General features: G+C 57.8%; 15 protein-coding genes. 7 read left to right on the top strand and 8 right to left on the bottom strand.

Going from position 1 to position 19097, the window contains the following annotated elements; all coding sequences use genetic code 11:
• Window positions 1-131: 131 nt before the first annotated feature.
• Window positions 132-1001: an NAD(+) synthase gene (nadE, locus tag CGERO_RS08505; RefSeq protein ID WP_123935041.1), complete on the top strand. Its 870-nt coding sequence runs from the start codon at window positions 132-134 to the stop codon at window positions 999-1001.
• Here nadE and CGERO_RS08510 read toward each other — a convergent pair.
• The 3 genes from CGERO_RS08510 to CGERO_RS08520 form a co-directional block, all read right to left on the bottom strand.
• Window positions 982-1743 carry a fructosamine kinase family protein gene (locus CGERO_RS08510; protein WP_123935043.1) on the bottom strand — a complete coding sequence of 254 codons (762 nt, stop codon included), beginning with the start codon at window positions 1741-1743 and terminating at the stop codon, window positions 982-984. The two genes, nadE and CGERO_RS08510, sit on opposite strands and share 20 nt — an antisense overlap.
• A gap of 28 nt (window positions 1744-1771) precedes the next feature.
• Entirely contained in the window at window positions 1772-2203 is a 432-nt protein-coding gene (locus CGERO_RS08515; RefSeq protein WP_123935045.1) for a pyridoxamine 5'-phosphate oxidase family protein, read from the bottom strand.
• Between the two features lie 151 nt (window positions 2204-2354).
• Entirely contained in the window at window positions 2355-4136 is a 1782-nt protein-coding gene (locus CGERO_RS08520; protein WP_123935047.1) for an oleate hydratase, read from the bottom strand.
• 453 nt (window positions 4137-4589) lie between these two features.
• Between CGERO_RS08520 and CGERO_RS08525 the strand changes: the two genes are divergently transcribed.
• The 4 genes from CGERO_RS08525 to CGERO_RS08535 all read left to right on the top strand — a co-directional run bounded on the left by CGERO_RS08525 (window position 4590) and on the right by CGERO_RS08535 (window position 9688).
• A complete protein-coding gene (locus tag CGERO_RS08525) occupies window positions 4590-6308 on the top strand; it encodes an AMP-binding protein (protein WP_123935049.1) in 1719 nt (572 codons plus the stop codon).
• A gap of 4 nt (window positions 6309-6312) precedes the next feature.
• Complete coding sequence (locus tag CGERO_RS08530; protein WP_164470291.1) at window positions 6313-7380, top strand: GDSL-type esterase/lipase family protein; 1068 nt, start codon at window positions 6313-6315, stop codon at window positions 7378-7380.
• 18 nt (window positions 7381-7398) lie between these two features.
• Window positions 7399-7548 (top strand): hypothetical protein, encoded by a 150-nt coding sequence (locus tag CGERO_RS10695; protein WP_164470292.1) that lies wholly within the window; start codon window positions 7399-7401, stop codon window positions 7546-7548.
• Window positions 7549-7984: 436 nt separating this feature from the next.
• On the top strand, window positions 7985-9688 hold the full coding sequence (locus CGERO_RS08535; RefSeq protein ID WP_123935053.1) for an AMP-binding protein: 1704 nt from the start codon (window positions 7985-7987) through the stop codon (window positions 9686-9688).
• A 53-nt stretch (window positions 9689-9741) separates the two neighbouring features.
• On the opposite strand, the gene CGERO_RS08540 is transcribed toward CGERO_RS08535, so the two are convergent.
• Both CGERO_RS08540 and CGERO_RS08545 read right to left on the bottom strand, forming a co-directional pair.
• A complete protein-coding gene (locus CGERO_RS08540; protein WP_123935055.1) occupies window positions 9742-10617 on the bottom strand; it encodes an esterase/lipase family protein in 876 nt (291 codons plus the stop codon).
• 6 nt (window positions 10618-10623) lie between these two features.
• The gene (locus CGERO_RS08545; RefSeq protein ID WP_123935057.1) at window positions 10624-12045 is read right to left on the bottom strand and encodes a family 1 glycosylhydrolase; all 1422 of its coding nucleotides are present in this window, start codon (window positions 12043-12045) and stop codon (window positions 10624-10626) included.
• A gap of 179 nt (window positions 12046-12224) precedes the next feature.
• Between CGERO_RS08545 and CGERO_RS08550 the strand changes: the two genes are divergently transcribed.
• A complete protein-coding gene (locus CGERO_RS08550; protein WP_123935060.1) occupies window positions 12225-13487 on the top strand; it encodes a YkvI family membrane protein in 1263 nt (420 codons plus the stop codon).
• Window positions 13488-13516: 29 nt separating this feature from the next.
• On the opposite strand, the gene CGERO_RS08555 is transcribed toward CGERO_RS08550, so the two are convergent.
• Together CGERO_RS08555 and guaA are read right to left on the bottom strand one after the other, a co-directional pair.
• Window positions 13517-14146, bottom strand: a complete 630-nt coding sequence (locus CGERO_RS08555) for a hypothetical protein (protein ID WP_123935062.1) — start codon at window positions 14144-14146, stop codon at window positions 13517-13519.
• A gap of 104 nt (window positions 14147-14250) precedes the next feature.
• Window positions 14251-15828, bottom strand: a complete 1578-nt coding sequence (gene guaA, locus CGERO_RS08560) for a glutamine-hydrolyzing GMP synthase (RefSeq protein WP_123935064.1) — start codon at window positions 15826-15828, stop codon at window positions 14251-14253.
• Window positions 15829-16002: 174 nt separating this feature from the next.
• On the opposite strand from guaA, the gene CGERO_RS08565 reads away from it, so the two are divergent.
• A complete protein-coding gene (locus CGERO_RS08565; RefSeq protein WP_123935066.1) occupies window positions 16003-17922 on the top strand; it encodes a PTS fructose transporter subunit IIABC family protein in 1920 nt (639 codons plus the stop codon).
• 35 nt (window positions 17923-17957) lie between these two features.
• Here the strand turns inward: CGERO_RS08565 and CGERO_RS08570 are convergent, their stop codons facing one another.
• Entirely contained in the window at window positions 17958-19085 is a 1128-nt protein-coding gene (locus tag CGERO_RS08570) for a GuaB3 family IMP dehydrogenase-related protein (protein WP_123935068.1), read from the bottom strand.
• Window positions 19086-19097: the final 12 nt, after the last annotated feature.

Below are 19097 nucleotides of genomic sequence, written 5' to 3' on the forward strand. Positions count from 1 at the left end.
AAGCACATCGCCTTACACGGTGCAGTCATAGACGCGGGAGCAGTCATGACACGAGGAGTTATGTTATCGCACCTGCCAAACAAACACCAAACATCGGCGTGCACACCCAAGAATTGCCTAAGCTTGCGAGCATGAGCTCCCAAGCACAATCACAAGCCCAGCGCCAAGCAATTCAGCAGGCACTAGGAACCAGCGCCAACATTGATGTAGCCACAGAGATTGAGGATCGAGTCCAGTTCCTCTGCGAATATCTCATAGCAGCAAACGCCAAAGGCTTCGTGCTCGGCATTTCCGGCGGCCAAGATTCCACACTTGCCGGCAGGCTGGCTCAATTGAGCGTTGAGCGCTTACGCAGCCAGGGAGTGGATGCACAATTTTGGGCGATGCGCCTGCCCTACGGCGTGCAAGCAGACGAGGACGACGCGCAGACCGCACTGCAGTTTATCCAGCCAGATCACTCGATCACGGTCAATATCAAAGCCGCGACTGATGCCACTGACGACGCCGTCGCCCAAGCATTAGGGCGCGATGACCTCGGCGACTTCAACAGAGGCAACGTCAAAGCGCGTCAGCGCATGATCGCCCAATATGCCCTCGCAGGAGAGCTGGGCTTGCTCGTCATTGGCACTGATCACGCAGCAGAAAACGTCACAGGATTCTTTACCAAGTTCGGCGATGGCGCGGCGGATCTATTGCCCCTCTTCGGACTGAGTAAACGCCAAGGCGCAGCACTGCTTGAACACCTCGGTGCCCCCGATTCGACCTGGAAGAAAATCCCCACCGCCGACTTAGAAGATGACAAACCGATGCTGCCCGACGAACAAGCACTCGGTGTGACGTACGAGGATATTGACGATTACATCGAAGGCATTGCTGAGGTTCCCTCCGATGCCAAAGACCGCATTGAACATCTATGGCGGGTAGGACAGCACAAGCGCCACCTTCCCGTTACGCCCCGCGACACTTGGTGGAAGGACACCGCTACAGCATCCGCAAAGTAGTACGCGCCAGCTCTTCCAGATGCGAGCCATAGCTCGGCCCGTGTGTCACAGCATGAACGGCAACCGGGTGCAGTTGGTGAAGCGGGATGAGCGCTCGAGCTTCGGAAACCCGATCCGAATCCCACCCTGCTTGATGCGCATAGCCTTCCCAGATGGAACGCAGATGAGGAGCACCAAACAACTCGAGCATCGCGAGATCCGTATAAGGGTGCCCGCCGTGGGCTGCCGGATCGATGAAACGCGGACCTTCAGCGCCGAATAAAAGGTTGCCAGCCCACAGATCGCCATGAATGCGCGCTGGACTCGGCCAGCTTAGAGCCTGCGAGTTACCGAGTATCGCCTCGCACGCGCGCTCGACAACGCCAAGACGCGAGAGGTTCCCAACCCTGTCGGCTTCTCGCGCGAAGGGCAACACTCGCTGCTCAACATAAAACTCAGCCCAATGTTCGCTAGGGCGACATTCCTGGCGCTGAGTACCGATATAGTTCGGCCCCTCCCACCCTTGGGGAGGGCTGCCAAAGGAAGGCGCACTAGCAGCGTGAATACGTGCTAGTTCCACACCCGCCCTGAAAGCAGCATCTGCGCTTGGCGCGACAAGCGTTACCGCCTCGGTGCAGATGCGACGACTATCGGCGTCAATCACCTGCACAACGGCGCTGCTTGCTTGCCTGAGCCAGCGCAAACCTGCGGCTTCTGCCAGCGCACTTTGGGGTTCAAGGGGGCGCTTTTCAAACACATTCATCGTGCAACCTCAGCACACTGAAGATACGTTAGTAGCGCTCCGGCTCTTCACCAAGGTCAAACTCACGCCCAGAGAGCGAATCGATGTTGATGCGCACATAGTTGTACTTCAATGTGGGTACCCAGGGCTTGAGATCCAAGGAATCGGCGTGACGGGTTTCCGCGAAGGTGTCCACTACTTCCGCGGTTCCTTTCACCACCACAGACCATGCATGCTCTTGGCCATCGAGGTGATCGATTTCGAAAAGCACGTCGTGATTGAGATTCACGCTAAACAACTTGGACCCTTCCGCCGAGCGGAAGTAGAGGCAAGGCGCTTCTGCGGATGTGTCCAGCACAAAGTTAACTGGGAAAATATCCATGTCGTCTTTGCGGCGAACCACGAGGCGACCGAGCTGCTCACCACGGAGCTTCTCTAGGCAAGCGTCGTTGCTGAGGATTTTGATTGCATCATTACTCATGCATCCATTCTTCCCCCGTCAAGGCACCGGTGGCCGTAGGCACACCTCATTATGGGGGTACGCAGTGCTGAAATTCTCAGCGAAGAACATCCGAACGCCCCAGCCTTCCCCAAAAAGTACGGGTAAGGCCGGGGCGTGGGCGTTCAAGAGCTTAGCGCCCCTTGGGAAGGATGTCTTCGTAATAGGTGCCCTTAAGCAGTCGCCTCAAAAGCTTGCCTCCCGGCAGCTTGCCATCATTCATCGCCGATGCGGAGTGCAGCATTGAACGGATGTCGTACTGAGTTGGCCAAATCGGCTGGATGTCGCGCTCTATGCCTAGCAAACCGTAGACCGCCATCTGACCGGTGCGCGCGGATCCCTCGGTGGTGAACACGCAATCGTCAGGTGTCTCCACGAATTGCCCGGTGAAGCCGAGATTCCTCGACCCCTCCGGGACGGGCCAGGGGCGGTCGCCTGCGCCGCGAGGCATGAATTCCGCAGTGATCCAAGGCATCGTAGCCAAACGAACCTTCGTCATCTCTATGGTCTTTTCCACATCCTCGACGCCGAAGTGATGGCAGAACTCGCGCAGCACTTCCTCGCCCGCGCATTCGAGCATTGGCTTACGCGCCACGGTGCCCTCATTCCACCAGTGAAGACCATAGGCCCAAGCCACGCACAATCCATCTTCTTGACCAATGAACTGAGGCTGACGGTGAACGGTCAGCGAGCACAGCCACGGTGAATCATCAGCAGTAATGATGCCTGCGGTCACGGTCTTGCCGCTGAACAGGTCATTTTGGGAAAGCTCGCGGAGCTTTGCGTTGAAGGGATTGTCGTAGCCGCCGTAGAAGTTGAAGCTCACAGACTGCCACACGGTCTTCTCCGCGTCACTGCAGAACACCTCGGGCCGTCCGCAGTTCGGCGCCTTCTTAGCAATGCGCTTCCACAAATCCCACGCCGGACCAGCTTGCTTCTTAAACGGTGCTGGGGTGTTGTTATCGCCGTAGCCTGTAGACTCCGTCAACGAGCCGTTGGTCACGATAACGACATCGTCTGGGCGCACCTCGATGAGCTCATCCTTGCCCTCACGAGTACAGCGAATACCGGTGACCTCAAAGGCGTTGCCAGCCACCTTGATGTCGAGGTCGTTCACCACAGTGTTGTACTGGAACTGCACCCCCTGGGACTTCAGATGCTTCACCAAAGGCTCAATGAAGCTGGTGTACTGGTTGTAGCGAGAAAAACGCAAGCAAGAAAAGTCGGGGAACCCGGGCAGGTACTGCAAGAAGCGGTGCATGTAGCGCTTCATTTCAGTGAGCGATTGATAGTCCTGGAACGCAAACATCGACCGCCAAAGCGTGTAGAAGTTAGACTCAAAGAAGTCCTGATCAAACCAATCCTCGATGGTTTTGTAGTAGGTTTTTTCTTCACGCACCGCCAAGAGTTTGATCATCTTCAACTGTGATCGCTTGCTCAGACCCATTTCTGGGGTGCTGAGCCGATTCCGGGCTTGATCATTGATCAAACGGCAATTGGAGATGTTGGGATCCGACTCGTTATACATACGGAACTCGTCCAACACCGTGTGTGGCGCAGGCAGGTCGACGGCGGGAACGTCTTTCATGATGTCCCAGAAACATTCGAAGTGTTGTCCCATTTCGCGCCCGCCGCGCGCAATGAAACCGTCCTCGTTGTTGCCGGCGCCATCGAAGGAGCCGCCGGAGACGTTCATCTGCTCGATGACCGTGATGTTCTCGCCGGGCATGTGGCCGTCGCGAAGCAAGAAGCCAGCGGCGATGAGGTTAGCAATGCCTCCGCCAACGAAATACGCTTTGCGCTGCTCAATCCCCTCCGGAACCTGTGGGCGAATTTCCAAATAGCGCCCCATGTCATTTTGGACAAACTTATTGCCGAACTGATCGGTGGGATATGACTTCTGATAGGACTGCATCGTCCCATTCCTTTCTGATACGTGCCTCCCACAGCGTCATGTGAGGCTGTTGCGGTTTGCCGCAGATACGCAGAAGCTCGCGTGGCCGACATTCATCAATGAACTGATCGGCCGAATGGTGTCCAGCACGCTGCTGAAGAACGTGCCTCGAGCAGTACCAATGTGCTGAGCCGATGGTCGATACCTACCCCCGCAAGCGGGTGCTTGCGTATGAGGCACAGCTCGACTCCAAACATTGACTTTTCCGCAGGTAAAACGGCTGCCCGAAGCGTACACATCAACCATCTGGGTGACATTCACCTCTTTTTGGAAATCAAGTGCAACGTGACAGCGATCAGGTGCGATATCTACAGTGATTTCTCAAACCTCCATCAGCTTAACACTTTTTAAATTTTTGATAAGAAAGCTTTGGCTCGTGAACTATATCCGTAGCAAAAGCGATTAGGGAGCAGGATGTCCAATCCATACACGCTCGAAACTCGAGTGGATCGCAGCGTTCCTCGACGAGAAGTATTCCGCCAACTGCGCTTCTTTCTGAAAAAGATGCGCGAGAGAAACATGATCGAATCAGGTGGCCGGGCCGAACTGGTCAAAGATCTGAAAAATATTCGTCGCTGGGGCGGCCTCGAAGCCACCATCATGGCACGCGGTGCACGTCAGGTTCCACACAAAGTTGCACTTGTCGACGACGACGGGGAGCTCACGTACGGAGAGTTCTTCCAAAAGGCCGAGCGTCTAGCAAAGGCACTTCATGAACGTGGCTACCACTCGGGAGCCAATGTTGCTGTCATGGCGCTGAATGGTCGAGCCGCAATTCTGCCGCTCACCGCGCGCTCCATGGCCGGGTACAACATCTTCATGATCAACGGCAATGCGTCAGCCGCCCAAATCGAAGAATATTTGGATTTCCACGACGTGCAGGTACTCATTGTGGATGAAGAATTCCTTCCCCGCATCACCGAGCTGGCTCGCCAGCGCGAAGTAATCTTGGGTCACCTGGAACCCGAGCCAGTGGAGCACGGCCCCCACGAAGGACGCGCGTTCGAAAGCCTCGAGCACGTCATTCATACCGCAAATGCCAGCCACGCGTTGCCAGAAAAGCCACAGAAGAGCATGCACGTCGTTATGACCTCCGGCACCACCGGCATGCCCAAGGGCGTAGTTCGTCGTCAGCTCAACTCCCCGCAAGGCTTCGCCTCTGTTGCCGCCGCCATTCCGCTGGAGCGCAACATGAATGTGCTGTTAACCGCGGTGCTGTTCCATGCCTACGGCTGGGCATACATGGGGTTTTCATTCCTCGCCCAGTCCCGCGTGGTCACGCGGCGCCACTTCCACCCGGAACAGGTGCTGGCAGATTTCCGCGATTACGACATCACCACATGGATTTCAGCAGCCACCCGTATTCGTACGGTCATTGCACACATGGATGAAGCCGGCGTTGAATCCCATCAGGGCTTGAAGGTCATCACCAACTCCGGCAGCCCACTGCTACCAGTTGAAATTCAGCGCGCCAATGAAAAATTCGGCCCCGTCCTGTGCTCCATGTACGGATCATCCGAAACTTCGGCAGTGGCAGTAGCAGGTGCGCAGGATCTCGTCGACGACCCCCACCTCACTGGCAAGATCTACCCTGGTTGCATTGTCAAAATCCTCGACGATGACGGCAACGAAGTCCCGGAGGGCCAAGAGGGCGTGGTGGGTATTTCCTGTTTCGACCTTTTTGCCGGATACACCGATCCGAACATCGACGCACCGATGATCGGCGATCTCTACTACATGGGCGATCGCGGTTATCGCAAAGGCGACCGCCTTTACATCCTTGGACGCGCCGACGATCTTGTGATCACACAGTTCGCGGAAAAGATCTACCCCATCGAAATCGAAGATGAGATCTTGCGTGACGAGAGGATCGAAGACGCCTTCGTGCACGGCGTAGCCGACGAGCATACTGGTCAAGCGCTTCGCGCCTACGTGGTTGCAGATTCCACGATCACGTCAGAAGAGATCCGTGAGCGTGTGCGTAGTCAGCTTTCCGACGCCCACGTGCCGAGAGATATTGTCTACGTAGAAGACTTCCCACGTGGACCAACTGGCAAGGTGATCAGCCGCGAATTGCCAGAACCGGATCAAGATAACCAACGCGAATCATCAACCACCACCAGAAATGAGTAAATCGATGAAGCACCGCCACCTCGGCGCACTAGCAGCGCTTGCCCTTTCCGCCACGATCATTGCACCTGCACACGCTCAAGGGATCAGCATGAACAACCCTATGGCGAGCCAAGGGCGCGAGCTCCCCACCATCAATATGGAGGCAGCGCTCGATCAGGCGACCTGGACCGATCCCAGCGTCGCCCAGAAGGTCGAGCCGGGCAATCTGGTCACGTTCGGTGACTCGATCATGGCGAATATGACTGCCGGTGATGCGACCTTCTCCGTAGCCACGAAGGGCGCCCGTCAGGCAAATCCTGATCTCGCCGGACCCATTTCCAAGGTGAATCCCAACATCAACCTTCACGGCTGCGCGCAGGGCACGCCGAGTCTGCCAAAGAAGATGGCCGCCGAACTTGGGGTACCGCTCAATGACTATTCCTGCCCCGGCGCCACAATGTACACCCCCACCGCTGCTGCGCTGACCATTCCGGAACAAGTTGATGCAGCAGTCGCCGACGGCGCATTGAACCCACAGACTCGCTATGTCACCCTCCAGGGAGGCTACAACGATGTCTACAACAACTACTTCACTTTGACCGGCGAAGGGGCCAACGACGAGCAAATCGCGGCACAGACCAATCGCCCTACCCAGAAGGCAATGTTTGCAGCAGCGATTGATCAAGCCGTAGCTAAAATCAAGGCGGCGGCACCGAACGCAAAGATCGCGTTAGTGGGCTATCACGAAATCACCGAAGACACGCCCGCTGGATGGCAGTGCCTTTTCCACATCGGTGAAGGATACGGCAAGGACAATACCTGGGGAGCCAGCGCTGCATTCCCTATCTTCTTTGACACCCAAGGCGAGATGAACGTGCAAAAGTGGATGGCCGAGGCGGCTCAGCGTCACGGCGTCATGTTTGCTGATGAACGCGCTTTCTCCGCCGGACACGGTGAATGCGCACCCGCGGCCGATCGCTGGGTTGCAGGAATCCTGGTTGATACCACCACCGGCGAGCACAATCTCGCACTGCACCTCACCGATGAGGGCGTCGAGGCTATCGGCAACGATATCGCCCAGAAAATCCGCTAACCCCTGAAAGGTTCCCACATGCTATTCTTCGACAACATCCCCGCCGGCTTCGAGCAGTTCGCACAGCCGTGGAATGACTTGGTTTTCGACCTCATGGGTCGTATCGACCAAATCGCCGTAAGCTTCCCTGAGCAATGGGCACAGCTTCTGAGCATGTTGCCTCACTAACGCTCAATTAAGCTGCGATAGCGCGTCCTTCCCCTTGGGATGGGCGCGCACTTTTCTTGAAGCGATGGCCACTCCCCCATCCGAGGGGGCAGGAACAACCTTCAATACACATGTTGCGCAAGTGATAAAAAGCGCTGGGTGTGGTTATTGGTATCAGAGTGAAAAATCCAGGACGCGGAACAATCACGGGTCGATAACAACTTCGAAGTAACTCTTGACATTTACTTAGCGATAGGATGTTCAGACGATTACTCAGCGATCACCGTTGAAGAAATAGTTTTATTTACTAAACTATTGTTCACTCGGCGGTGCACTACTGTTCTCGCTGTATCGAACTGAGTTCTCGCTCACCTTGCCGACTATTCAGGAACAGGCAGGGAGGATCGGGAACGCCTGGGAACCTCAGGCCCATGTTGGAGCTACATAAGGAGAATCGATGCCCAAGTACACACTGAGCCCCCGCGTGGAAACCAATATTCCGCAAACGCAGGTGGCTCACCAGTTCCTGCACTTTTTGCAGCGAATGAGCCAACGAAAGATCATCTCCTTTGGCGGCCCCAAAGACATCCTCGCCGACTTGAAGAACATCCGCCGCTGGGGTGGCCTGGACGCCACCATCGTCAGCCGCGGTGCGCGCCAGGTGCCAGACCGCCTCGCACTGATCGACGATGACGGCCAGTACAACTACAAGGAGCTCATTGAGGCCGCCGAGCGCCTGGCTCGCGTTCTGCACCAGAAGGGCTGCCATTCAGGTGCCAACGTTGCCGTCATGGCACTCAATGGCCGTGGCGTGATTTTGCCTCTGATCGCCCGCCAAATGGCTGGCTTCAACATCTTCCTCATCAATGGCAACTCCTCCGCCGTGCAGATCGAGGAGTACCTCGAATTCCACGACATCAAGGCGCTGATCGTCGACGAAGAATTCCTCGACCGCATCACCGACGTCGCCCGTAACCGAGAAGTGCTCTTGGCACACCTCGAAGATGAGCCCGTGGAAACCGGCGAGCACCAAGGCCGTGTATTCGAATCCATGCAGCACGCCATGGATCACGCGGACATGAGCTTCGAACTGCCCAAGAAGCCTGCGCACAGCCACCATGTTCTGATGACTTCCGGAACTACCGGCATGCCCAAGGCTGTGGTACGACGTCACCTCAAGTCGCCCCAGTCCTCAGCGAATATTGCCGCCGTGGTCCCCTTCGAGCGCAACATGCGCGTGCTGCTCTCTGCCGTACTTTTCCACGCTTATGGTTGGGCATACCTGGGCATGGCCTACATTACGCAGTCCACCGTGGTCACTCACCGCCATTTCGACCCTTCCAAGGTGTTGGATGACTTCGCTCAGTACGACATCAACCTGTGGGTTGCCGCGGCCACCCGTATCCGTGGCGTCGTCGCGTACATGGATGACAACAACATCGATCACTACGAAGGGCTCAAGGCCATCACGAACTCCGGTTCCATCTTGCTGCCCATCGAGATCAAGAAGGCCTATGAGAAGTTCGGCGCCGTGTTGTGCTCCATGTACGGCTCATCGGAAACCACCGCGATTGCAACCGCAGGCCCCCAGGACCTCATCGACGATCCGCACCTCTCCGGCCACATCTATCCCGGCTGCATTGTCAAGATTTTCGACGACCACGGCAATGAACTTCCGGACGGCGAAGAAGGTGTGGTCGCGATTTCCAGCTACGACCTCTTCGCAGGCTACACCGACCCAGCCATCGAGCCTCGCATGATCAACGGCTACTATTACATGGGCGATCGCGGCTACAAGAAGGACAACCGCCTGTACATCCTTGGCCGTGACGATGATCTCGTCATCACCCAGTACGCCGAAAAGATTTATCCGGTCGAGATCATGGACGAAGTTATGCGCCTGGATCCGATCCGCGATTGCTTCGTTCACGGCGTACCGGACGAGCACACCGGCCAAGCGCTGCGTGCCTATGTGATCGCAAAGTCAGAAATCTCACCCAACGAGATTCGCGAACACGTCCGCTCGCACCTTTCCGACGCCCACGTTCCCCGCGACGTGGTGTACGTGCAGGACTTCCAGCGCGGTCCTACCGGCAAGGTCCTTGCCCGCTTCCTCCCCGAACCGGACGAGGAAAACCAGCGCGAACACCTCAACGTTTAATCATGGACTTAACAGCGGTGCTGCCAAACCTCAAGGGTGCAGCACCGCTGTTGTTATTCACAAAAGGCAGCGCGCCCCGCTAAAACATTGCGTACCAAATTCCGCGATGGCTGCCCATCTCTGAGGTCATCGTGGCTATACCAAGGCTGCACGCCGCAGCGCTCCTGAATCACAACGTTGTCTACCTCAGCTCCATCCACCGCCGCGAGGAAGCCTCGGCGATACGGCACCGATACCAGATCGCCTTGAGAAGTCACCACGGTATAGCGAATCCCCGCTTGCGTATCCGGGATCGCATTCAGTTCCGCCACCACATCCGAATCACCCAACTGCTGCATGGCGGCTGTGCTGAGCAATTGCTCGCCCACAGCACGCGAGGCTCGGTGGTGATTTGGCTCCGCTATCTGCGACGCCAGCGGCAGGATGCCGTGGTTCGTTCCGCCGAGGGTGATGACTTGATCGACATAATCTGCGGCACCGCCTGCTAACGCCATACGGATCAACGCTCCGGCCTGTGAGTGGCCAACTAGATCAACCTTTCCTCCCGCGGCGCGCCCAGCATCTGTATGCAGTGCAATTTCTTCAATCGCATCCGCTACTTCTACGGCGGAGGCACGCATGTCACCGACGGCGCCCTTGGTGTAGGCCGCGTGGGCGTCGACAAGCTTGCTCACCAATAAGGATTCATCACGCCCGTAGGTGAGCGCGAACACGCACGCCCCGGCGTTGCGAAGATCTTGACCAAGTGGCGCCATTGCCTGAGCGCCGTCCCAGGTACCGGGCAAGAGCAGTATCGGTTCGGGATACTCAAGAGAAGACACGCAGGATGCGTCGCTGCCAAAGGTGAGAGGCTCAAGGTCCCGAGCGGCAGCATGAGGCACCGTCACAGCGATAGCCAAGGCGCACAGCAGAGAAAGTGCTGTTTTCATACTGATTCACCGACTTGGTAGCTGAGCGAGAGGGCCATCCACAGGGGCGGGACGTAAGCAACTACGCGGCATGTCCACAAAGCTACATAACGCCGGTTGGCGATATAACCCGGATTGTTCATCCACCCCACCGGCAGCCACGATCGAGCGGTAGGTGTCCACCGCCGGCGTGGGGGTACGCGTGAGGCTTGGATCGTGCATCACGTCCACCGTCCACAGTCCAAAGCGAGGGCTATAGTCACCCCATTCGTAGTTATCAACCAAAGACCAGTGGTTATACCCAATAATCGGAATGCCATCGGCCACGGCCCGCTGCATCCAGTACACCGTATCGTGCAGAAATGCCTCCCTGGGGTAGCCGTCTCCTCGTTGCTGGGCATTATCGGTCGGTTCGCCGTTTTCCACCACATACACGGGCTTGCCCGGGAAGAGTTCACTGTATTGGCGCGTGGCGTAATAAATGCCTTCAGCTTCCGGCGTCACTGCAGCGAAATCGCCGAAAGCAGCGTGGATCGCGCTGAGGTTCGAGGCAGAAACAGAATAGTAGTAGTCGATGCCTACGTAATCCATGTGTGGCGCCAGCCGCTGAAAAAGCACAAGATTTTGCACGGCGGCGACGCTTGGAAGGAATGCGAAGTTCGTACCAGAGAGCGCGTCCGGATCCTTGGCATGAGCAGCCTCAAACCCGATACGGTTGAAGTTCACGATCATCTCCAAGTACTGCGGCAGTTGGTGGCGCTGCGCCAAGTGAATTTCTACTTCATGACCGAACCACACGAATGGTTCATTGAGCGTTACCCACATGGTGCCGTTGCCGCCCCAACGTTCGGTGATGAACTTGGCGTATCGCTCAAAAGCGTTCTGCGCAAAGGGGCTCAGAATACCGCCATTATCGATGATCCACCCGGGATAGACGTAATGGATCATCGTAATCATCGGCGTCATGCCATGTTCGCGGATCAGCCGGATTACGTCGTCATAATAGGCCACTTCTTCCATGTCGAACTCGCCCGGAGTCGGCTCGATCCTCGACCATTCAATGCTGAGGCGGAAGGTATTCACCCCAAGGGATGCTGCATTTGCAATATCTTCGGCATAGCGGTGCCGAAAGTCCACAGCATCGCGCACCCCGTCGATATGATCGTCACCGTCTTGACGGTCTTCAGCGGCATAGCGATACCAGTTCGAGTCTCGATTCGATCCCTCAATCTGGAATCCCGCAGTTGCAACTCCCCAGTGGAATGGTTGCGAAACCTCCTGTGCCTGAACGCTTCCAACACTCGTGCATCCAAAGCTCAAAGAAAGCATCATTGCAAGCAAGACACCGAGGCTCCGTTTGAGTGAGTGCCACGCCTGGTGACAGAGAATTCGACCACGGCTGTTCATCGTGTCCCCCTCGTCAAGGGGGGTATTCTTCACGCTGTTCATGTGGCCATTTTATTGCCCTAGCTCGCATTTTTAACACTATGCCCCCATATGTAACAAACTTATTTTCCGGAAAATATGTAACGGAAACCTTGAACGCGGCGATCAGCCGCACAATTCGTTTCATAACGAACCACTGATAAAATCGCGGGCTACAGCATTTTCTAGACGAGGATCTATTCATGAAACAAAGCATGTCCATCGCCATGGCATTCGTAGGCCTGCTGATTGGCGCAGGCTTCGCCACCGGCAAAGAGATGATGCAGTATTTCGTCTCCTTCGGTTCCACCGGCATTTGGGGCTTGGTGGTCACCGGCGTCATCATGGTGATCTTCGGCGCCGTCGTGCTACAGATCGGCAGCTACTTCTTGGCCGACGAACACGGCGCAGTGCTCAAAAACGTCGCTCACCCCAGACTGTCGTGGCTTCTCGACGCCGCCGTATCCATCACCATGGCCGCTATGGGCATGATGATGCTCGCCGGTGCCGGCTCCACATTTCAACAGTCCTTCGGGGTGCCAGCTTGGCTAGGTTCCCTCCTCATGGCGGTGGTGGTGTACTTCGTGTGCTTCCTAAACCCCGACAAGGTCTCGAAAGTCATCGGCGCTGTGACGCCATTGATGATCGTGGCGATCATTGCTGTGTTCTTCTATTCGCTCACGCACATTCCAAGCGAATTCTCTATCGCCGCCACCGATGAAATCGCACGCCAAGAGCCCTCTCCCGTGCAGCCGTGGTGGTGGTCGGCAGTGAATTACTCCGGCATGAACCTCATCTGCGCCGTCGGAATGTCACTAGTGATTGGCGGTTCTTATACCAAGCTTCGCGACGTCGCCGTGGGCGGCATGCTCGGCGGCATCATCTTGACCATCATGCTGGCATTTGAAACCGTCGTGCTATTCCTCAACGTCGATATCGCAGCAGGTACCGACATCCCCATGGCCGCGATCGTCGGAGACATCCACCCGCTCGCAGGAGTTGTAATTTCTGCACTCATTCTTGTGATGATCTTCAATACTGCGCTTGGCGACGTTTACGCATTCTCGCGCCGCGTGAACGTGCTCGTTCCGAAACGCCCCAAATTCAACCTCTTTGTCATCCTTTTCATTAGTTGGGTAATTTCCCTGGTGGGCTTCGGCTCCCTCATCCAAATCATCTTCCCTATCCTGGGCTACATCGGCATGATCATCGGCGTGGTCTTTGTGGTCTGGCGCATTCGCTGGTCCGGACTTATCTCCGGCGAAAAAGCTCGCCGCAACCGCATTCGCCAGCTCACACGCGCGCACATCCACCCAGACATCTACGTGGACAATTCACTGGAGCTCACCCACGAGCTAGAGGCTTCCGAGGCGGACAACGATAAGCTGCTGGCAACGGTGGCGGATGAGGAGCGCCCGAACCTCGACTTAGATGCAGAGGAATACAAAGAGCCCGGCCAGTCATAACAACCAGCCGGACGCCCCAAAGAAGATCGCTACTGCACCTCGTACACTGGGGTGAGTTCCCCTTCAGGAACAATCAAGCGATTAGGTGCCTGGATACTGAAGGCATGCCCCTGAGCTTCACAACGCAAAAGCTCGGGGGTTTCTGCTACGCAGGAACCCGCACCCGCCTGAATCTTCTGTCCCACCGCCAACTCAGCCTGCGCCGGCGGAACACCCTCAAAGACGGTGTAGTAGAGCCCCTGCGGGCCAGCAGCAATCGCCTTCGGCTGTTGCCTCGCAAACGGGGGCATCTGAATCTCCGGCGCGTTTTCCGGGGCGTTGCCGGTACAGGATACGCCCCGGTTGCTGATGAAGCACTCACCTTTTTCTCCACCCACGTTATAGCCGAAGATGTAATTCTCGCCCTGAGCATAGGCTGCGGGATCCACTTCGGTGACTTCACCGCTGGGCACTTCAGTTTCTTGCGGTGCAGGCTCAGAGCTTTCTTCAGGGCTGGTTTCCGGCGCACTTGAAGCCTCGGAACTTGCCGGTGCCTGGCTGCTGGTAGTGCTTGTGAGGGTGGCGGTGGTCTGCGGCGCACTGACTTCCTCTGTGCCGCCGCATGCCACTAGCAACGCCGAGCACACACCCATAGCGGCGAATTGTTGAACGTTTTTCATCTCGTTTTCTTCCTATCGCTAGTAATTGGGTAATTCATTGCAGCGATGCCCCCTGCATGCTGTGAATCTTCGGCATGGCAGAGGGCATCATGGCTATGCGTGGGCTATTCCCACTCGATGGTTCCTGGGGGCTTGGAGGTGCAATCGAGCACCACTCGGTTGACGTCTGCAACCTCGTTGGTGATGCGTGTGGAGATCTTCTCCAGCACCTCGTAAGGCAGGCGGGTCCAGTCGGCGGTCATGGCGTCCTCTGAGGACACTGGGCGCAGCACGATGGGGTGACCGTAGGTGCGGCCGTCGCCTTGAACGCCCACGGAGCGGACGTCGGCAAGCAGCACCACCGGGCACTGCCAGATTTCCGAATCCAGACCGGCGTTGGTGAGTTCGGTGCGAGCAATGAGATCGGCGGCGCGCAGTGTTTCCAGGCGCTCCTCGGTCACCTCACCGATGATGCGGATGCCGAGGCCTGGTCCTGGGAAGGGCTGGCGGTTCACAATTTCCTCGGGCAGTCCAAGTTCGCGCCCCACCGCGCGAACCTCGTCCTTGAACAGCAGGCGCAATGGCTCCACCAGCTTGAACTCCACGTCGTCGGGAAGCCCGCCCACGTTGTGGTGGCTCTTGATGTTCGCGGTGCCAGAGCCCCCACCCGATTCCACAACGTCCGGGTACAGCGTGCCCTGCACCAAAAAGTCCACAGTCGACCCTTCGGGAGCGGACTCAAGAACGCCAGCAACTGCTCGCTCGAACGAGCGGATGAATTCCGCGCCAATCGCCTTGCGCTTCGCTTCGGGCTCGCTTACGCCAGCCAGCTTTGCCAAGAAGGCTTCGCGCTCGTCCACCGTCACCAGCTTCGCACCGGTCGCGGCAACGAAGTCCTGCTGAACTTGCTCACGTTCCCCGGCACGCAGCAGGCCGTGATCCACGAACACACAGGTCAGACGATCACCGATGGCGCGCTGCACCAGGGCTGCCGCCACAGCGGAGTCCACGCCGCCGGACAAACCACAGATTGCGCGCCCTTCGGGCCCAACTTGCTCACGCACGGCGTCGATAAGCTCTTCCGCGATATTCGCAGCCGTCCAGTTCTGCTCAAGGCCTGCTACCTCGGTGAGGAAGCGGGTCAGCACTTCCTGGCCGTGCGGGGAGTGCAGTACCTCGGGGTGATACTGCACGCCAGCCATGCGCTTGTCCAAGTTCTCGAATGCAGCAACCGGCGCCCCCTCAGTGGTGGCGGTGACGCTGAAGCCTTCGGGCGCCTTCGAAACGGCGTCGCCGTGGCTCATCCACACCTTGTGCTCGTCCTCGAAGCCTTGGTGCAGTACACCGCCGCATACCCGCATATCGGTGCGGCCATACTCGCGATTGCCGGTATTGGCGACGGTGCCACCCAAAGCGTGGGTCATGGCCTGGAAGCCGTAGCAGATACCGAAGACGGGAATGCCCAATTCCAGCAGCTCAGGATCCAGCGAAGGCGCACCATCGGCATACACGGAGCTCGGCCCGCCTGAGAGCACGAGGGCTGCGGGGTGCTTCTCGCGAATCTGCGCCGCAGACATCGTGTGGGGCACAACCTCTGAATACAGGTTCGCCTCGCGCACACGACGCGCGATGAGCTGGGCGTACTGGGCGCCGAAATCAACCACCAGTACCGGATCATGATGTTGTGGGGTCTGCTGTGTCACAGCTTGAAGTCTAACCCAGAGCCTCGCCAGCTTCGAACTGCACCTGCAACTGCACTCACGCACAAGATCACATAGCCAATCACCGCCGAGAACCACGAGTCGCGCTTCTGAGAAAGTCCAGGGCAATTTACACTGAGGTGCAATACTGTTCCCTCTACAGCAAAGTGGAATTTTATGCCTCAAAAACGACGCATCCTTGCGATCACAGCGTGCCCAACCGGCATCGCCCACACCTACATGGCTGCGGAAAACCTGCAGCAAGCAGCCGATGCTCTTGGCTACGACATCCGGATTGAAACCCACGGGTCTGTCGGCGTTGAACACCCCTTCACCGAGGAAGATATAGCCACTGCGGACGCCATCATCGTGGCCGCTGATAAACAGATTGACCTCAGCAGATTCCAAGGGCTGCCAGCGGTGGTCTCCTCAGTCAGCGACGGTATCCGCAGGCCACAGGAGCTTCTCCAAAGAACTGAGGGAGCAACCCCCATCGCTTCCACGGGCAACGCCGAGGCACGCGAATCAGGCGAATCTTCCGCAGGCAGCGCGGGCAGCGTGGTGTACAAGGCGCTCATGAACGGTGTCTCACACATGATCCCCTTCGTGGTCACCGGCGGTTTGCTCATCGCTATCGCACTGTCCCTCGGTGGCGAGCCCACAGCGGAAGGCTTGGTCATCCCGGAAGACTCCTTCTGGTCCACCATCGCCGCTGTGGGTGGGCTGGCGTTCACGCTGATGGTGCCGATCTTGTCCGGCTACATCGCTATGGCCATCGCCGACCGTCCCGGTCTCGCCCCCGGCATGATCGGCGGCTATATTGCCGTGACAGGTTCGCTGTACCACTCGGAAGCCGGTGCCGGGTTCATCGGCGGCATCATCACCGGTTTTGCCGCGGGCTATGTGGCACTGGGCTTGAAGAAGATCCCCGTGCACCGCTATATCCAGCCGATCATGCCCATCATCATCATCCCCATTGTCACCACCCTGATCGTTGGCCTGGGCTTCATCTATATCGTTGGCGCCCCGGTTTCGGCAGTATTTGAGTTCCTCACCGATTGGCTGGCGGGGATGCAAGGCTCCAGCGTGATCCTGCTCGGCGCAATCCTGGGCGCAATGGCCGGCTTCGACATGGGTGGCCCCGTGAATAAGACGGCTTTTTTGTTCTCGGGTGGGCTCATCGGCTCCGGTAATGCCTTCCCGATGGGCATGATGGCAGCCGCTATTGCCACTCCTCCCCTTGGCATGGGGCTTGCCACGCTCTTGCGCCGCAAATGGTTCACCAAACAGGAAGCCGAATCCGGCATCGCGGCACTGTTCATGGGCTTCTTCGGTATTACTGAGGGCGCGATTCCATTCGCTGCGGCTCGTCCTTTGCAGGTCATTCCAGCCAACGTGATCGGTGGTGCGGTGGCAGGCGGCCTCGGCGGTGTCTTCTCTGTCCAAGATCATGTGATGCACGGCGGCCCGATCGTGGCGGTGCTCGGCGCGGTGGACAACGTTTTTGGTTACTTCCTCGCCATCCTCATTGGCGCTGTTGTCACGGCCGTCATCGCCCTGGTGCTCATTGGGCTGCAGCGTAAACAATCCACGGAGCCAGCCGCAACCACGCCGCAGGTGCAAAAGGATCAGGGCATTGAGGATTTGCTTGTCGACGACGCCGTCATCCTCGACACCCTCGTTGCCAGCAAGGAAGACGCCATCCACTTGCTCGCCAGTGACGTGATGTGCGCGGGGAAGATAGAGGACGTCGCTGCAGCGGTTCAGGCAGCCTTGGTGCGCGAAGCGAAATTCAGCACTGCTGTGGGCAATGGCATCGCTATCCCCCACCTCAAAGACGACACCGTCCAAGAACCATTCATTGCCTTTGCCAGAGTGGTGGAAGGGCTGGAATGGGATGCGCCAGATAATCAGCCGGTGAATCTGGTGTTCCTGCTGGGCGTGCCCGCGGCGAATGCGGGGAATCAGCATTTGAAGGTGCTGGCGCAACTCTCGCGCTCCTTGATGAAGCAGCCGGTACGCGATGCGCTCAACGCTGCCACTTCTGCGGCGGAGGTCCGTGCCGCACTGTCCGCAGCGCAACCTGCGCGTTCATAACAAAAGGCGCCCCGCGGGGCGCCTTTTTCCTGGTGCTAATAGCGCACCGTGAGGTCGACCTTCTGGAACTTCTTCAGGTCTGTGTATCCACACTTCGCCATTGCGCGCTTGAGGGCACCAACGAAGTTTTGCTCACCATACACGCTGGTGGACGGCCCGTGCAGGATGACTTCCAATGAGCCGGACTCTTCTGCTCCGCCGTTGATCTCTCCACGGGGGAAGCGGGGGTGCGCCGCAGCGGAAGGCCAATACATTCCGTTGGCCGCTGCCTCGCTGGCCGCCGATAGCGGGGCACCCAGCACCACCGCGTCTGCACCGCAGGCGATGGCCTTCACGGCCTGGCCGGAGAAGCGAAGATCACCATCGGCAATCACGTGCACATAGCGTCCACCGGTTTCATCCAGGTAATCACGACGGGCCGCAGCCACATCGGGGATGGCCGTGGCCAACGGCGTGCTGATTCCCAGCGCCTCATCGTTGGTGTTGAAACCGCCACCAACGATCACGCCCACGGCACCGGCACGCATCAGGTGCAGCGCGGTGGTGTAGTCGTTCACGCCACCGGCAATGACGGGAACATCAACGCTGCCGATGAACTCTTTGAGGTTTAGTGGCTCGCCACCCTGCTCCACGTGCTCAGCGGAGATGATGGTGCCTTGCACGATGAGCAGCTCCACGCCCGCCTTGATCAGAGCTGGCGCCAATTCGCGGCAGCGCTGGGGCGACACACGCACGGCGACGGTAGCACCGGAATCTCGTACCTGCGCCACCCGCTCGGCCAACAGGTCTTGATCCAGTGGCGCCTGGTGGAGCTCTTGAAGCACGCGGATGGCTTCGCCCTGCTCATCCATCAGCCAATCTCCACGAGCGTTCAGCACCTGCTCAATGGCGCCGTCAAAGTCCGCGTGGCGTGCGAGCAGTCCTTCGGCGTTCAGCACACCCATGCCGCCTTGTTTGTCCATTTCGATGACAAATTCAGGCGAGGCCAATGCATCGGTGGGATGCGACAAGAAAGGGATGTCGAAGCTGTAGGCGTCGATATTCCAGGTGGTGTCCACGTCCTTTGATGAGCGGGTGCGTCGCGCCGGCACCAGGGAGATCTGGTCGAGGTCGAAGGATCGACGTGCCTCACGACCTTGGCCGATTTCTACGTATTCACGCATAGATGTTCTCTT

This window comes from Corynebacterium gerontici (genome assembly GCF_003813985.1).
Classification (GTDB): domain Bacteria; phylum Actinomycetota; class Actinomycetes; order Mycobacteriales; family Mycobacteriaceae; genus Corynebacterium; species Corynebacterium gerontici.

Bases quoted from the DNA above. Each gene is read 5' to 3' on its own strand.
- CGERO_RS08545 (WP_123935057.1), bottom strand. From the start codon at position 12,045: ATGAACAGCGTGAAGAATACCCCCCTTGACGAGGGGGACACGATGAAC.
- CGERO_RS08550 (WP_123935060.1), top strand. From the start codon at position 12,225: ATGAAACAAAGCATGTCCATCGCCATGGCATTCGTAGGCCTGCTGATT.
- CGERO_RS08565 (WP_123935066.1), top strand. From the start codon at position 16,003: ATGCCTCAAAAACGACGCATCCTTGCGATCACAGCGTGCCCAACCGGC.
- CGERO_RS08570 (WP_123935068.1), bottom strand. From the start codon at position 19,085: ATGCGTGAATACGTAGAAATCGGCCAAGGTCGTGAGGCACGTCGATCC.
- CGERO_RS08535 (WP_123935053.1), top strand. From the start codon at position 7,985: ATGCCCAAGTACACACTGAGCCCCCGCGTGGAAACCAATATTCCGCAA.
- CGERO_RS08540 (WP_123935055.1), bottom strand. From the start codon at position 10,617: ATGAAAACAGCACTTTCTCTGCTGTGCGCCTTGGCTATCGCTGTGACG.
- CGERO_RS10695 (WP_164470292.1), top strand. From the start codon at position 7,399: ATGCTATTCTTCGACAACATCCCCGCCGGCTTCGAGCAGTTCGCACAG.
- nadE (WP_123935041.1), top strand. From the start codon at position 132: ATGAGCTCCCAAGCACAATCACAAGCCCAGCGCCAAGCAATTCAGCAG.
- CGERO_RS08515 (WP_123935045.1), bottom strand. From the start codon at position 2,203: ATGAGTAATGATGCAATCAAAATCCTCAGCAACGACGCTTGCCTAGAG.
- CGERO_RS08530 (WP_164470291.1), top strand. From the start codon at position 6,313: ATGAAGCACCGCCACCTCGGCGCACTAGCAGCGCTTGCCCTTTCCGCC.
- CGERO_RS08520 (WP_123935047.1), bottom strand. From the start codon at position 4,136: ATGCAGTCCTATCAGAAGTCATATCCCACCGATCAGTTCGGCAATAAG.
- CGERO_RS08555 (WP_123935062.1), bottom strand. From the start codon at position 14,146: ATGAAAAACGTTCAACAATTCGCCGCTATGGGTGTGTGCTCGGCGTTG.
- CGERO_RS08510 (WP_123935043.1), bottom strand. From the start codon at position 1,743: ATGAATGTGTTTGAAAAGCGCCCCCTTGAACCCCAAAGTGCGCTGGCA.
- CGERO_RS08525 (WP_123935049.1), top strand. From the start codon at position 4,590: ATGTCCAATCCATACACGCTCGAAACTCGAGTGGATCGCAGCGTTCCT.